Origin of the sequence: Paraflavitalea soli (genome assembly GCF_003555545.1) — a bacterium.
GTDB lineage: Bacteria > Bacteroidota > Bacteroidia > Chitinophagales > Chitinophagaceae > Paraflavitalea > Paraflavitalea soli.
This window is the reverse complement of record NZ_CP032157.1, coordinates 1,380,002-1,395,151: the sequence shown is the minus strand read 5'-3', so window position 1 is coordinate 1,395,151 and position 15,150 is coordinate 1,380,002. Positions and strand designations below refer to the sequence as shown.

The following is a 15,150-nucleotide window of genomic DNA, read 5'->3' as shown; positions in this document are numbered from 1 at the left end:
GATGAGTGCCCTTTCAAAGGGCGGGAATTTATAAATTACAACAAAAAGGAATAGCCCCTGCCGGGGCTACCCTTGAAATACACGCTATAGAATAACTAACTGCTGCCTTTGTTATCTCATCAACTGCGAAGCGAAAGCATTTGCCGGCTGCCGATTATCGATTGCCGATTGCCGACTGCCGATTGCCGATTGCCGTCCCCTACAATGCATATCGCTTCATGCTGATCACCGCACTCTTCGCATTGTTATTGATCGAATTCACATATACATACGCACGGTACTTCTTATCCGCCGTCTCTACCCAAATGCCCGCTTCAGCCTTCAGGTTAATGGCAAAATTGGGCGCATTGGAAATATCCAGCTCCTGGAAGTCCCTGTCATCAATATACACACCTACTGCAGAGAAGGCCAGGTCATAATCCTGCAGACTGAATACCCTTTGTATCTTGGTATTCCTGTTAACACCCGCAGGCAAAGTAATATCCGGCAGGTATTGCGCATCCGCTGCCGGCGCTACCAATGCATGCGTAAAAGTGCTGGTAGTATACGTACGGTACAGATAGACCAGGTCGATCTTGTTCGCATTCGCCGCAGCGCCTGCATCATTGTACACAGCCATATCCTCAATGGAGATATAGGCATTGCCACCATTTACCACCGTAAGCAGCCGCTTCATATCCATTTTAGATACATTGTAAGGCCCCAGCTTATAAGTAGCCGTTTCACCATTGCTGCTCCGGGCAGTGAAAGTGAAAGAGACCGTTTTCCCGCGCGCCGCTTCCGGCACGATATACGTATAACGAAGCGCAGCGGCAGAAGTATCCCTGGTAAAGGTCACCGTTGTTTTTTCTTTCACCGTTACAGATGGATCACCAATCTGTACCCCCACATCCACTCCACTCGTATTCGTATAGTACGACCGGTGCTCCAGGAAAGTACCCGCTGCTCCTTCAATGGAAGCTTCTACTTCGGCCGAAACCAGTTTGCCCTTGGAAGGCAGAATCCCCATCGCATATACAAATTCGATCGTATCATTCACAATATTAGGCCCCAGCGAACGCTTGATGGCATCGTTCTGCAACTTGTCCTTGGCCGTAGGCAGTGCATAATCCTTTTTATCACAACTTGCCATAACCACCACCAGGATGGCCAGCAGCGCCATAGGATAATTATATATTGATGTTTGTTTCATGATTGCTCATTTAATAATAATAAAATGGATTAGCGCGGCTGAACAGTGATCAGCACTTTATAGGGTTTCCTCACCTGCCTGTTGCCCGATACCACCGTATACACACGTGGATTGGCCAGATCAGAAAAGTCTGTCCTTCCCGTGATCTTGGGATCCAGCTTGCAATCCTGCGACAGCGTAAACTGCGGATACAGGTTTTTCAGGTCCGTACCAAACATCACCGTCACGGCAATAGTTTGTGCAGTCGTATCGATGGCGGCTGCCTTTGTTCTCACCGTTACGAAATCCGTTCCCAGCAATTCAAAATTGGTTACCGCACATTCAGCCCGGGAAGTGATCAGCAACCCATCCTCATCTACAGGATTATCTTTCTTGCAGGCACTCCCTGCAAGTACTATTATCAAGAGCGCATATATTACATTAATTGATTTCATTGTATTCCATTTTCAAATTTTCAAAACTTGTCCCGCTCTGCGGGATTGACTAATTTTCAAATTAGCATTACCGCCAGGGCTTATTTTGCGTAAGGTTGGGGTTCAGGTCACGTTCAGAAGGTGGTATCCTGAAGATGTAGTTCTGTTCATAGGTCCTGTCGGCCGTATTCTGGTAGTACCTGTCTTTGTCAGCTCCCCAGGTATCACGCCTCCATACACCGGCGCTTCCGGGCGCCCCCCATACTCTTTCAATGGCCCTCCAGCGACGCAGGTCAAAGCTCCTCTGCCCCTCGCCAATCAGTTCTACGATACGCTCCTGCTCAATGGCAGCGAAGAAATCAGCATACGTACCCGTTTTGCTGCCGTCCAATGCGGGCAGGTTACCGCGACGACGCACCTTATTCACCAGGTCGATCGCATCAGCCTGCGGACCACCCGTTTCATTGGTAGCTTCTGCATACATCAGGTACACATCTGCCAGCCGTATTACAGGCCAGGCAAAATCACCATCACTACGGCCTTGTCCCGCATAGTTGCGAACAAACTTGCGGAATACATAACCCGAGTTCACACCATCCGTATTGTACGTGATATAGTTTACACCGTTGAGCGTAATATTAGCCCCCCAGGTCTGGTAAATAAAGGGACACATACCGGTTGATTGCAGCGATACCATACCTACACTCTGTTCGTAATCCCACTGGATCGTAGCTTTCATACGATAATCCCGGTTCGCATACGTCGCAGGGTTTACAGCCGAGTTCAACGTCGTTCGCGCATTCGCATTCGTGGTAGGATTGAGCTGCACCATCTTCGGACCAAAATCACCCGTGGTCAGCAGTTGATACCGGTCACCAATTTCATACCTCGGAGAAACCCAGCACTGCGAACCCTCATGAGAGCGGCCTGCAAAATCACGCATCAGTTCCTCACCCTGACTGGTGCTATTGCCGCCATGCGTAAACACCAGCAGCATTTCAGGATTACCATTCGCCTTCGGCGTGAACAAATGATAATAGTTGGGGAGCGTATCCGCCCTTCCCAATACACTGATATAACCAGGATCGCCGCCCAGGTAGAGCGTAAGACCAAAGTCATTGATCACCGATTTGAAGTCTGCCGAAGCAGCCAGGTAAGCCGCATTCGCTGCAGAAACATCCTGCGTAAATCCTTCCAGCTCAGGCCAGCCATTCTTTTTCCAGGAGGCCCAGTACAACTGTACTTTACCCCGCAGTGCGAGCGCAGCTGGTTTGGTCATCCGGCCAAGGGCAGCGGCTTTCACCGGCAATCTATCAATTGCATAATTAAGATCAACCAGGATAGAGTCCTTCACTTGCCCGATCGGAAGACGGGAAAGACGCAGCATCTCAGCATTGGCCTCTGTAGACACATTGCTCACCGTCTTCGTGAAGAAGGGCACATCACCCCACATACTGATCAGTTTAAAATAAGACAGGCCACGCAGCACCTTTGCTTCTGCAATTATCAGCTCCAGTGTTTCCCTGTTACCAATATTCGAAGCGATCATCGTATTCACGTTATCGATCACATAATTGGCCCGGTTTACAGCACCATACAGGTAACGGTACATCTTATCAAAGCTGGAAGCATAACCCGATGGGCTATAGTTGCCGCCATTGTACGCATCACCCAGCCTTAAGTTACCACTGGTGGTGCTGGTCCCCCTGGTGCGCACATATTCTGCCTGGCCATCAAAATAATAATCCCGGTCAAAGCAAGGCCTTGTAGAGGCATAGGCGCCCATCAATGCTACCATCGCGTCACTTTCCGTTTGCCAGAATTCAGCACCCAGCACTTCCGTAGTAGGGTCCTGCTTCAACAGGTCTTTCCGGCAGCCAGCTACCATCGTCAGCAGGCCGGATACTATAAGTATCGTCGTTATAATTGTTGGAGATGTTATCTTTTTCATATTACAGCAATTTAGAAACCCAGTTGAACAGACAGGTTATAGGATTTTACAAGCGGGTACATATTATTGACCGATCCTCCCTTTTCAGGATCAAGTCCACGGAAATTCGTTACAGTTGCCAGGTTCTCAGCAGACCCTGCTATGCGCAAGCTGTTTACGTGCAACTTGCGCAGCATAGTGCCGGGTATCGAATACCCAAGCTGCACATTTTTCAACCGCATGTAATTCAAATTGTCCAGCCAGAAAGTAGTTTCTGCCCTGTTATTGCCACTTCCACCCAGCCGTGGCCACAGACCACCCCGGTTGTCCAGTGTCCATGGATTGCTCCAATGGTCCCAGGTAGCAGCATAACGTGATGCACTGAAATTAGTATTATTGAATGCATTCAGCCAGAAATCCTTACGGCCTGTGGCTGCCTGCAGTAAAACCCCCAGATCAAATCCCTTCCAGGATACATACGCATTCAGGTTGTAGAAAGCAGAAGGCCTGTCCCGCTGACTGTTCACATCAGCCTTCATATCATTGCCATCTATACGTCCGTCGCCATTCAGGTCCTTACGGATCAGATCACCGGGCACTGCTCCCTGCGGAGTATTATTGTATATATCCTGCCAGGTTTGAGCGATCCCTTTATCTTCATAGGTATACACAAAGTGATAAGGCATATCAAGGAATACCCAGCCCCTGGTAAGGAACTCATTCCATTTTTCCAGCTTCGTCCTGTTGTACGATGCATTGAGGCTTACACCGTAACTTATACTGCCCAACCTGTCTTTCCAGCCGATCGTTGCTTCAATACCCCGGTTGCGCAGGTTGCCGATATTTCTGCGCGGAGCGTTATAGGCGCCATCCAGCATGATCGACAATTCAGAAGGACGGTTCATGCCCGTCGTCAGCCGGTCATAATAATCCAGTTCTGCTGTTAAACGGTTATCCAGGAAACCAAGCTCCAGGCCTACGTTCAACACAGCCGTTTCTTCCCAGGTAAGATCGCTGTTCAACAGCTTACTGTTCACCAAACCGCGTTGTACATCACTGTTCAGCACATAATGGTTGGCAGCCAGCGTAGATTGTTGCTCGTAACGTCCTACACCGCTGTTATTACCCAGCGATCCATATGACACACGCAACTTACCATTGGTCAGGAAATTACCCGTCACCTTGTTGATGAACGCTTCTTCCGAGAACCTCCAGCCCAGCGCCACGGAAGGGAAGAAACCATACTGGCTGCCCGGCAGGAATTTGGAAGAACCATCCACCCGGAAATTGGCTTCCAGCAGGTACTTGTTGTAAGCCGTATAATTCACCCGGCCAATATAAGAGCGCAGACCTTCCGTGTTGGAATTACCACCAGTGGATTGCAGTGTGGTAAGCGCCGCATCGATCTCATGCAGTCCCGGGTTCAGCCGGTCATTCCGGCTGCTGCCCTGGTAGCGGTTATACCAATACTCTTCACTGTATACAAACAAAGCACTGATATCATGATTCGTAGCGATCGTCGTATGATAATTCAACCGGCCATTCAGCATCGTTTTATAACCCGTATTGGTATTATTAACAATCGGCGCATTGGGACCTACATATACCCGGCTGCCATAACTGTTCGTTTGAAAGTTAAATGCCTGGTTGGGCATATTGGCCTGCCAGCTGAATTGATTATAATAGTTCAGTGCATAGTCGATCGTAGCTGTCAACCCCGTGATCGGCGTCCAGTCCCAATACATCATCGCATTCGCTTCCTGCCGGTTCTGACGGTTCTGCATATTCTGATACACCGTATAAGGGTTGTAGGCCTGGGGATCTTCACCATAAGCCATTACACCACCATACCGGTTTAACACAGGATCATAGGGTGTAATACCCGCAATCGCATATTGCATATCCGTACCCGCTGTGTTGGCTGGATCAGAATCCGTAAATCCTTCTTCCAGCGCATACGACAGGTTGCTCCAGTTGCCATTGAACTTTACACCCGTATTCATATTGTTCTTCACCTTATAATCAAAGTTGAAGCGCGCATTGTATTGCTTGTAATCATTGTTGATCTGAAGGCCCTTTTCATCACGCATACCTACCGATACAAAGAAGTTTGATTTATCGCCGCCGCCCGAAGCACTCAGGTTATAGTTCTGGAAAGCCCCGTCGCGCGTGATCACATCCCACCAATCTGTATTCGGAAAGCGCAGTGGATCGATCATACCCATCGCCATCCATTGGTCGATAGTGCCCAATTTAAAGAGCTGGTTGCCGGGAAGCGTGTTCGTAGCCGTCCTTTGACGTTGCAGCGTGAGCGCCCTTGGATAATCAGCCATGAAATCATAAGCCTTCACCGGCTTGTTCAGTGCCATATTACTCGTAAAATTGATCGAGGTCTTTTTACCTCCCTTGCCGGATTTGGTGGTGATCAGTATTACCCCATTGGCAGCCCTTGATCCATACACCGAAGCCGAAGTAGCATCCTTCAGGATCGAGATCGTTTCAATATCATTCACATTTACCCGGTTAATATCCACATCAGGCATACCATCCACTACTACCAGCGGACTGGAATTGTTGACCGTACCAAGACCGCGGATCAGCAGCTCCGCGCCGTTACGGCCAGCCATACCGGTTGACTGCGTGGCAGCCAGCCCAGGCACCAGGCCGCTCAGTCCTGACGATACGTTGGGCACCGCCCTGCCTGTAAGTTTTTCATCTACCGTTACCGTAGATACCGCTCCTACCAGGTTTACTTTCTTTTGCCGGCCATAACCTACCACCACCACGTCGCTCATGGAGGTCACTTTTAGTTTCAGCGCAATGCTGTACTCATTGCGGTCATCTACAGTAAGTGTGAAAGATTCATGGGTCGTAGAAGAAAAAAGTAACGTTGCCCCCTTGGCGGCACTGATAGAGAAGCTGCCTTTTTCATCTGTTTTAGTCCCTGCAGATCCACCACGCACTGTAACAGAAATATCAGGCAAAGGAGCGCCTGTTTCATCTTTTACCGTACCTGAAATCGTTTTCAGTTGTGCTTGTGAAAAAAGGGGGAATAATAAGATAACCAAAAGAAGCTGAATTACGGACAAAGAGACCTTTGTCCGCAGATAGAGAGTCTGTGGCATAAGCAATCAGTTTATATGTTAGAATATAGCTAACTCAAACTTGATAAAAAAAGCTGAAATCGTTTTCAGAAACAGACTATTTATTTACTGAAACGTTTTCGGATACGTTTTCGTAAGCCCTTCCCGGGCCGGATCAACCCCGTCAGCAACAATCAACTACTTGCCACTTTCGTTTCCGCGGTCAAACACGCTCACCGCTTTTTAACACAGATCAACAGCATTTCTTAAACTACATTAATGGTTGTCCATAACAACCGGAGCTACTTTTGTGTAGTGAAAATAGGCACACAATCAACTAAAGATCAGACTATGACAACATATACCGAACACAAAGCACACACCCGTGGCCATGCCAATCATGGCTGGCTCAACAGTTACCAGAGTTTTAGTTTTGCCGGCTATTACAATCCTGAAAGAGTTCATTTTGGCGCCTTACGCGTCTTAAATGATGATGTGGTAGAAGGAGGAAAAGGTTTTGGATTACATCCGCACGACAATATGGAGATCATCAGCATTCCCCTTAGCGGTGCCTTGGAACACAAGGACAACCTGGGTAATACCAGGGTGATCAGCGAGGGAGAAGTACAGGTCATGAGCACCGGTACCGGTGTATTTCACAGTGAATACAATCATTATCCCGACAGGCAGGCTCAATTTCTGCAGATATGGGTATTCCCCAATCAGCTGAACGTTACGCCCCGCTATGACCAGATCACACTTTCCAAAGAGAAAATGCAGAACAAGCTCCTGCCATTCATAGCACCGGCTCCCAACAACGAAGGCACATCTATTCAACAAAATGCCTGGTTTAGCATGGGTATTTTCAATAAAGCGCAGCAAACCCTATATAATATTCAACAAAATGGCAATGGCGTCTATGCTTTCGTTATCAATGGGTCATTCACAATAGATGGCCATCAACTGCAACAACGCGATGCCCTAGCCATCGAGAACGCTGCTTCGGTGAACCTGATAGCTGAAACAGACAACGCGCAGCTCCTCATCATTGATGTACCCATGAATCCATAACTGATTGTCAGAGTTTACCCCGCCTTGGCGGGGCTGAGCTTGTCACCCTTGTCGAAGGGTGGGTCGCCCTCTAAGGGCGGCTCACCCTGATCTAAAGGAGCTTGTCGAAGGGCTGTCGAAGCCGGGCTTTCCCGATTGCCGATTTTCGATTGCCGAATGCCGCATTTCTTAATCTACCTTAATGGAACACCCCTACCCTTCGTGGTAACTTTACATAAGAATAATAAAACAACAAGCTATGAACACAGTTAAAACAGCCAACACACAATTCCCCGTCATAGACCTCATCAAAAAACGTTGGAGCCCACGCTCCTTTTCCGATAAAGCAATAGCTGAAAAAGACTTGCTCACTATTCTGGAAGCAGGTTCCTGGGCGCCCAGCGCCAACAATACCCAACCTTGGCGACAGGTATATGCCTTCCATGGCACCGAAGGATTTGAGAAAATATGGAGTACCCTGCTGCCCGGCAATCAACCCTGGACAAAACATGCAGCCGCCCTGGTAGTGAGCATTGGCATCAAAGAGATGCCCGACTCCCAACAAAAGAATGCCTATTACATGCACGATGCCGGTATGTTCCATTCCTTCATGCTGTTGCAGGCCCAATCCATGGATATTTCCGGTCACCTGATGGCTGGCTTTGATAAACACAAGTTAGCCGACCTGCTTGATCTGCCCGTAACCGAAGAAGTGGTAAGTGTGATGGCCCTCGGTTATTCCGATGTGGCCGAGAAACTACAGGAGCCTTACAAAACAAGGGAAACAAGCCCTCGCACCCGTAAGGCATTAACTGAATTTACTTCCTTACTCAATTAAACAGTGCTGGTATGGAAAAGAAATTACTCAATATCCTGGCCATTGGCCGCAATGCAGAGATCATGCAGGTAATGCAAAGGCTCATCAATGTGCCGGGTAAATGGACTGGTACAGCTGTCCTTACCAACGAAGAAGCTATAGCAACCGCCCGCAAAGCATCATTTGACCTGGCTTTGTTATGTGCCGGCATTAATACCGAAGAAGAAAATATATTAAAGGAAGCATTGCAGCAAATAGACCCCGCAATCATTGTGATCCGGCATTATGGTGGAGGCAGCGGCTTATTGGAGAATGAGATATTGGCGGCGCTGGCGCCACAGAAGGCATAGTGCCTGTCAGTGCTTCTTATACAAAGTACTTTTCACTTTACTAAGAAATTCCGGGGATACACCAATATACCGTGCAATCTGGTGCTGCGGAACCCGCTGCACCACTTGCGGGTATTTTTCCAGGAAGGCCAGGTAGCGCTCCTCCGCTGTTTGAGAAACATTGGCATAGAATCGCTGTTGCAGCACACCCATTGAACGTTGTAAGAGTATGCGATAATACTTTTCCATTTTAGGCACCTTTTCCAGCAGCTCATTCTTGGAGCGGTAATCAAGCTGTAACAGCTCACAATCCTCCAGCGTTTCTATAAACTGATTCGAAGGCGTCTGATCCATAAAGCTGGCCAGATCACTCACCCACCAGTTCTCCACAGCGAAATAAAGAATGGTTTCCACGCCCTCCTTGTCAATAAAATAAAGCCGGATACAACCTTTAATAATAAAGTTTTCAAAAGCACATACCTCCCCTTCCTGCAATAGGAACTGTTTCTTCTTTACTTTCTTATGCTTCAGCAAACCATGGAATATTTCCTTTTCTACTTCAGTCAGCTGCACATATTTAGCCACCGATGCATCTATTTGATCAAACATAAGTAAGTAGCTGTTGATTAACTGGTGAATAGTTACCTAAAACAACAAATCGCATAAGAACTTATGCGACTCGTTGAATAGCTATTTTATGATCCGGAGATAAAGCTTAAGAAATACCCAGCAGTTCTACTTCAAAAACAAGGGCGCTATTGGGACCGATATGTGTACCTACCTGCCTGTCGCCATACGCCAGGTTAGCAGGAAGGAAAAAACGCCATTTGCTGCCCAGGGGCATTAATTGCACCCCTTCTGTCCAGCCCTTGATCACCTGGTTCAGCGGGAAAGTAGCAGGTTGACCACGCTTTACCGAGCTGTCGAATACCGTACCATCGATCAGCGTACCATGGTAATGGCAGGTCACTTTATTGGAGGCAGTTGGCTTGGCCCCCGTGCCTTCCGTGATGATCTCATATTGCAGTCCGCTGGGCAGACTTACAATACCTGGCTTTTGCTTGTTGGCTGCCAAAAATTCTTCCCCCGCTTTCAGGTTAGCGGCGGCCTTTTCATTCTTCATCTGGAACAATTTATCTGCAATTCCCATAATGGTATATTTTCGGCAAAGATAGCCAAAACAACGAAGCCAGGTACAGACGTACCCGGCTTGTTAATTGCTATATGAAAATAAGAACGCCTACTCCCTCACCAGCTTTTGCGTGACCACCTTTCGGTCGTACATGAGCCGGATCGTATAAATACCTGGCGCAGTACCTGCCGGCTTAAATACAGCCCGGTGCTGCCCTGCGGGTAAATTTCCATTGACCAATACAGCTACCTGCTTGCCTGTCATATCATACACCGACAGGTTGGCAAATCCAGCCTTTTGCAGGGTAAACTGAATGGTATTGCTTTCTTTAAAAGGGTTGGGGAAACTAAGCAGGGTTACTTTTCCGGCAACCTCGTCTTCTCCCGCCTTACCGTTCTGAACAATGCCCGCGTTCAGGGCCTGCGTGGTGGTAACCACCAGCTGAGGTCCATTGCTGCCCGTTTCTTTGGAATTCCACGTAATACGCGGATTGGTAGCAATCGTACTCAGTAAAGCCAGCGAAATAGTATTGCGGCCTGCTGCTTTTTCAGCCTGTACATAAGCCGTAATATCCCAGGTATAATAACGGCCAATAGAGTCCGTTACCGTAGCACTGCCCAGCGAAGCTCCCGTAGCCGGTTTATTATTCCAGGTAATAGTCGATTCTGTCCACGTAGTATTCGATACTGCATGAACATTGACCGGTATATTACTGTTGCGGTTATCGTCCAGCTTACCATATACCCGCAGAATGGCCGAAGTAACCGTACCGGTGGCTCCACTGGCATCAAAGCGCAGGTAAGTATGCCTGTCATTGCCGGTGGCCGGGTTGGAATTGAGCTTCGAGATCAGGATGGCCGGATCAGTGGTGCCATGTGTAACTGCAGCATACGTGCCATTACGTACATAGGCATCGTGTTGCGGGGCGAGCGTTAATTGCTGACCACCCCCAGTACTACCTGTTTGTATCTTCACTTCTGTATAACTGTTCCACAGGTTCACACTGTTCCCATGCCCTACAATGCGCACATATTTGGCATCGCGTGGCGTAAAGGTGAAGGTTTCCAGGTTGAGCGAAGTGCCGCTGCTCACACGGCCGGCAGAAGCCGTAGTCCAGTTAACACCATCATTACCTACCAGTACATCAAAAGAAGATGTGCGCGTATTGCCACTGTAGAAAGCAATTTGTACGCCCGTTACCGATACCGTATCACTCAGGCAAAACTGTATCCACTGTCCATTGCCACTGGCCGACCACCGCGTGCTTAAATTATTGTCCAGTACATTGGCTGGTACATTTCCATCATCACCACTGGCTATTACAGGATCACAGGTAGGTGTAACAACACCGCCGGGAAAATCATCTGCCGGGCTCAGCATACGTTCCCTGATCCATACACCGGCAGGTTTAAGGTTGGCTACCGTCCAGGGACCAGCCGGGCAGGTACCCGTCTTCCATACCGCACCACTCCTGAAATCATCTGAGTAGTTCCAGTTAGTCCAGCTGATCTTCTTCGTACGCATCAGGTCCAGGTATTGCTGGCTCCTGGTAAAATTGTTGGTGCCATCACCCGAAGCCGTTTGCGTACCAAACTCCGTAACGAATACCGGCAGCCTGTCAGAACCCCAGTCCAGCTCATCCAGGTATTCCTGTCCATGCGAAGCCGCATAGAAATGGAACGTATACATGATATTGGAAAAGGTCAACGGATTGCTCACAATATCCTGGGCCGAGCGGCCATCTGATATACCAAAAGAACCCCAGCCATGCGTACCCACCAGGATGGGCGCATCCGCGTCGATAGCCCGGATCACCGGGATGATCTGGTCTGCATACGTCTTGATCCTCGCCCAGGTCACCCCATTGGGTTCATTGCATACATCGTAAATGATATTTACTTTGTCCTTATGCGCATTGGCAATAGCCGTAAAGAAGGTCTTGGCCTTGGCCAGGTTCACGTTGGGATCACCCGGATCCAGCTGGTGCCAATCCACCAGCGCATACATACCGCGTTCAGTGGCTTCATCGATCAGGCGGCTCACCTGGGCCGTATAACCTGCAGGATCCGTGTCATAGCCGCCCTCCTGCACATAGAGCGATATGCGCAAAATATCAGAGCCCCAGTCATTCGCCAGCGCATCCAGGGAAGCTTCTGTTAAGCAACTCCCCCATCCATACCATTGAAGGCCATGCGTACTCATGCCCCGCAATTGGATGGGATTGCCATACTGGTTGCAAAGCTTCAGTCCGATCACTTTCAACTGGCCATTTTTGGCCACCGGTGTTTGTGCCCTGCTGTGCGGGGCCATCAGCAGGCTAAGCCATACCAGGCTCACCACCTGCAAAAAACGATAGATACTTTTTTTCATGAGGATTCATTTAATGATGAAAGGTTGATTATGTCAAAAGGTTTAATGGAGTACAAAGAGAGGTGACACCTTTCGTCTGCTACGCAAGGGTAAAGGTGTCACCTCTGATCCATGAGAGCCTATCAAAGCCCAACTCGTTGCCTCGCTGCCCTGTTGCCTCGTTGCCTCGTTACTCCTTCACTATTTTTTGTATTACTGTCTTACCTCCTTGTACCAGTTTCACTACATATATTCCTGCCGGAGCACCCGTTCCATCAAAGTCTCGACGATAATGACCGGCAGCCAGGCGAGCATTCACCAATACCTTCACCAGCCTGCCGCTGATGTCATATACCGCCAGGTTGGTATGTCCGGCTTTTTCAACAGTAAAGCTGATGGTATTCGTTCTGCCAAATGGATTGGGATAGGTGCTGAATGATTTGAGCAACACTTCTTTCTTTACAGCAGGGCTGCTCACCGTAGAGACAGTTCTTGCCCCCGAAGAAGTAGTGATCACCAGCTGAGGCGGATTGCTGCCCGTTTCCTTCGAATTCCAGGCAATGCGTGGATCCGTGGCGATCCTGGCCAATAAAGCCAGCGAAATGATATTCCTGCCTGCTGCTTTTTCAGCCTGCACATAAGCAGTAAGGTCCCAGGTATAATACCGCTTGATTGAATCTGTCACCACCACCCGCTTCAGCGAATCGCCCGTAGCAGGCTTGTTGTTCCAGGTAATGGTCGATTCCGTCCAGGTAGTATTGCTCACCGCATACACATTCACCGGTATATTGTTATCGCGGTTATCATCCAGTCCGCCATACAGCCGCAGCGTTACCGAGCTGATCGTGCCGCTCACACTGCTGGCATCAAACTGCAGGTAGGTATGCCGGTCATTACCGGCAGAGGCCGTAGCATTGAGTTTGGTGAGCAGTATACCAGGATCGGTAGTGCCATGCGTCACCCCTGCATTCGTACCATTACGTACATAAGCATCATGCGTTGGTGTCAGCGTAGTAGTACCTCCGCCTCCTGTTTGTGTTTGTATCTTAACTTCCGAATAGCTGTTCCACAGGTTTACACTGTTGCCATGCCCTACAATCCGTACATATTTTGCATTCCGCGGTGTAAAGGAAAATGTTTCCAGGTTTACCGAAGTACCACTGCTTACACGGCCGGCGCTGGCAGTTGTCCAGTTGGTGCCGTCATTGCCTGTCAGCACATCAAAAGTGGAAGTGCGGGTATTGCCACTGTAGAAAGCGATCTGCACCCCTGTAACGGAAAGCGTATCGCCCAGGCAAAACTGTATCCACTGGCCATCACCATTGGCCGACCAGCGCGTATTGAGGTCATTGTCCAGCACATTGGCGGGCACATTACCATCGTCGGCACTGGCGCTCACCGGTTCACAGCTGGGTGCAGGTGGTGTATAATTGCCATTGTATCCTACCATGGCAGTAGTAAGGATCTGCGCAGTAACGGCAGCACCCGATACTTCATCAGCCCCCTTATCCAGCGGTGAAGTACGCGCCTGTCCATCCATATCAAAGGTTACCGAGGGATAAGAACCCGTACCGGCATTAATGGCCGGACTGCCCGGCTGCAGGTGAAAAGTACCGGTAGCGTCCCTGGCCAGTAAGGGGTTGGCAGTAGTATAACCCGCCGCCGGCATAGAACCTGCCCCATTCGTATTATAGATCATATTACCGCTCCATACAGCCCCCGTATAAGGTCCTGCAATGGAAGCAGCGGCTCCCCCACCTTGTACAATATTGTTGGCCACCGTAATAGCAGTAGCCCCCAGGCCATTGGTGCGGCCGCTCTGCGTGATATTGGCCGTATTATTGACCAGCGTATTGTAAGCGATCAATACCCGGTCCGGCCGGTCATGCGCCGTCAACGGGTCGCCATCCGCTACCTCCCCATCCCCATTACCGATATTGATGGCCGGATTGCAATTCTCAAAATGGTTGCTGAATATCTTATGGTCATCTCCAAAAATGCGGATACCCGGCGTATTGATAAAGTAGTTGCCATACACCACACAGAAATTGCCATGGCGTAAGGTAAACTGGGCACCACAATCACGGATCGTATTGTAGCGAACCGTAACAGCCGATGACTTAATGGAGATCATTTCATTTTCACCCTGGCATTCTTCAAACAGGTTGTACTCCATGATACTGTTGCTGGAAGAAAGACTGTAACCACTCAGGCCAAATTGTACCGTTTCCGCGCCATTGCCCGTTTGTGGTTGTTGATCAAAAAAATAATTGTGGTGGATATACAATCGTTGGGCGATCTGGCTGCCCGAGCCACGCACAGCAATAAAGCGGCCAAGCGCATTCTTGTGTTGGAACGTATTATAGTCCACTTCATGGTCATTGCCATTCAGCAATAAGTTCTCCCCTGCTCCCGGTGTTTCAAAAATATTCCGCGTCCACCGGCAAAAGCTGGTACCGCTGGCCATGGTAGCCTGCGAAGCATTGTGCGTAAATTTAAATCCCTGTATAATGATGTACTTCGCAGGACTTACAATATTAAAGCCAGCCGTGCCTTTCACTTCGGCGCCGCCTATGGAGGCCGCTTTAATGGTGATTGGCTGCGCAGCTGTACCCTGCTTATCGATGGTGATATCCGTAGAAGCCGTATACACCCCATTGGCAAGGATAATGATATCGCCCGGCGCAGCATTATTAATGGCCGTCTGCAGCGCCGATAAGGAAGTGACCGTAACAGTAGCTGCCCGGGAAGATAATACACCTGCCACGGAAAAGAATAAAAGCAGCAAGCCCGCCTTCAGGCATTCTGCTTTTCCAATTAAAGAAGCATAAATAGAATTTTTACTCATAGTTGAT

11 protein-coding genes are annotated in these 15,150 nt (G+C 49.0%); 3 read left to right on the top strand and 8 right to left on the bottom strand.

Translation table 11 applies throughout. The annotated features are described in order from the left end of the window. Positions 1-199: 199 nt before the first annotated feature. The 4 genes from D3H65_RS05320 to D3H65_RS05305 all read right to left on the bottom strand — a co-directional run bounded on the left by D3H65_RS05320 (position 200) and on the right by D3H65_RS05305 (position 6,603). The gene (locus tag D3H65_RS05320; protein ID WP_119049269.1) at positions 200-1,192 is read right to left on the bottom strand and encodes a DUF4466 family protein; all 993 of its coding nucleotides are present in this window, start codon (positions 1,190-1,192) and stop codon (positions 200-202) included. Positions 1,193-1,221: 29 nt separating this feature from the next. Beyond that, positions 1,222-1,626, bottom strand: a complete 405-nt coding sequence (locus D3H65_RS05315) for a hypothetical protein (RefSeq protein WP_119049268.1) — start codon at positions 1,624-1,626, stop codon at positions 1,222-1,224. A 67-nt stretch (positions 1,627-1,693) separates the two neighbouring features. Beyond that, on the bottom strand, positions 1,694-3,556 hold the full coding sequence (locus tag D3H65_RS05310; protein ID WP_119049267.1) for a RagB/SusD family nutrient uptake outer membrane protein: 1,863 nt from the start codon (positions 3,554-3,556) through the stop codon (positions 1,694-1,696). A gap of 11 nt (positions 3,557-3,567) precedes the next feature. Continuing rightward, complete coding sequence (locus tag D3H65_RS05305) at positions 3,568-6,603, bottom strand: SusC/RagA family TonB-linked outer membrane protein (RefSeq protein WP_245999684.1); 3,036 nt, start codon at positions 6,601-6,603, stop codon at positions 3,568-3,570. A gap of 366 nt (positions 6,604-6,969) precedes the next feature. Here D3H65_RS05305 and D3H65_RS05300 point away from each other — a divergent pair, with 366 nt between their 5' ends. From D3H65_RS05300 to D3H65_RS05290, 3 genes are all read left to right on the top strand, one after another. Continuing rightward, entirely contained in the window at positions 6,970-7,689 is a 720-nt protein-coding gene (locus D3H65_RS05300; protein ID WP_119049265.1) for a pirin family protein, read from the top strand. A gap of 238 nt (positions 7,690-7,927) precedes the next feature. Further along, positions 7,928-8,506, top strand: coding sequence for a nitroreductase family protein (locus tag D3H65_RS05295; RefSeq protein ID WP_119049264.1), 579 nt, complete (start codon positions 7,928-7,930; stop codon positions 8,504-8,506). 11 nt (positions 8,507-8,517) lie between these two features. Then, on the top strand, positions 8,518-8,835 hold the full coding sequence (locus tag D3H65_RS05290; protein ID WP_119049263.1) for a hypothetical protein: 318 nt from the start codon (positions 8,518-8,520) through the stop codon (positions 8,833-8,835). A gap of 6 nt (positions 8,836-8,841) precedes the next feature. Here the strand turns inward: D3H65_RS05290 and D3H65_RS05285 are convergent, their stop codons facing one another. The 4 genes from D3H65_RS05285 to D3H65_RS05270 all read right to left on the bottom strand — a co-directional run bounded on the left by D3H65_RS05285 (position 8,842) and on the right by D3H65_RS05270 (position 15,143). Further along, complete coding sequence (locus D3H65_RS05285; protein WP_119049262.1) at positions 8,842-9,423, bottom strand: Crp/Fnr family transcriptional regulator; 582 nt, start codon at positions 9,421-9,423, stop codon at positions 8,842-8,844. A gap of 106 nt (positions 9,424-9,529) precedes the next feature. Next, complete coding sequence (locus D3H65_RS05280; protein WP_119049261.1) at positions 9,530-9,964, bottom strand: FKBP-type peptidyl-prolyl cis-trans isomerase; 435 nt, start codon at positions 9,962-9,964, stop codon at positions 9,530-9,532. A gap of 90 nt (positions 9,965-10,054) precedes the next feature. After that, a complete protein-coding gene (locus tag D3H65_RS05275) occupies positions 10,055-12,316 on the bottom strand; it encodes a cellulase family glycosylhydrolase (RefSeq protein ID WP_119049260.1) in 2,262 nt (753 codons plus the stop codon). Positions 12,317-12,485: 169 nt separating this feature from the next. Beyond that, positions 12,486-15,143, bottom strand: a complete 2,658-nt coding sequence (locus D3H65_RS05270) for a CBM96 family carbohydrate-binding protein (RefSeq protein WP_119049259.1) — start codon at positions 15,141-15,143, stop codon at positions 12,486-12,488. Positions 15,144-15,150: the final 7 nt, after the last annotated feature.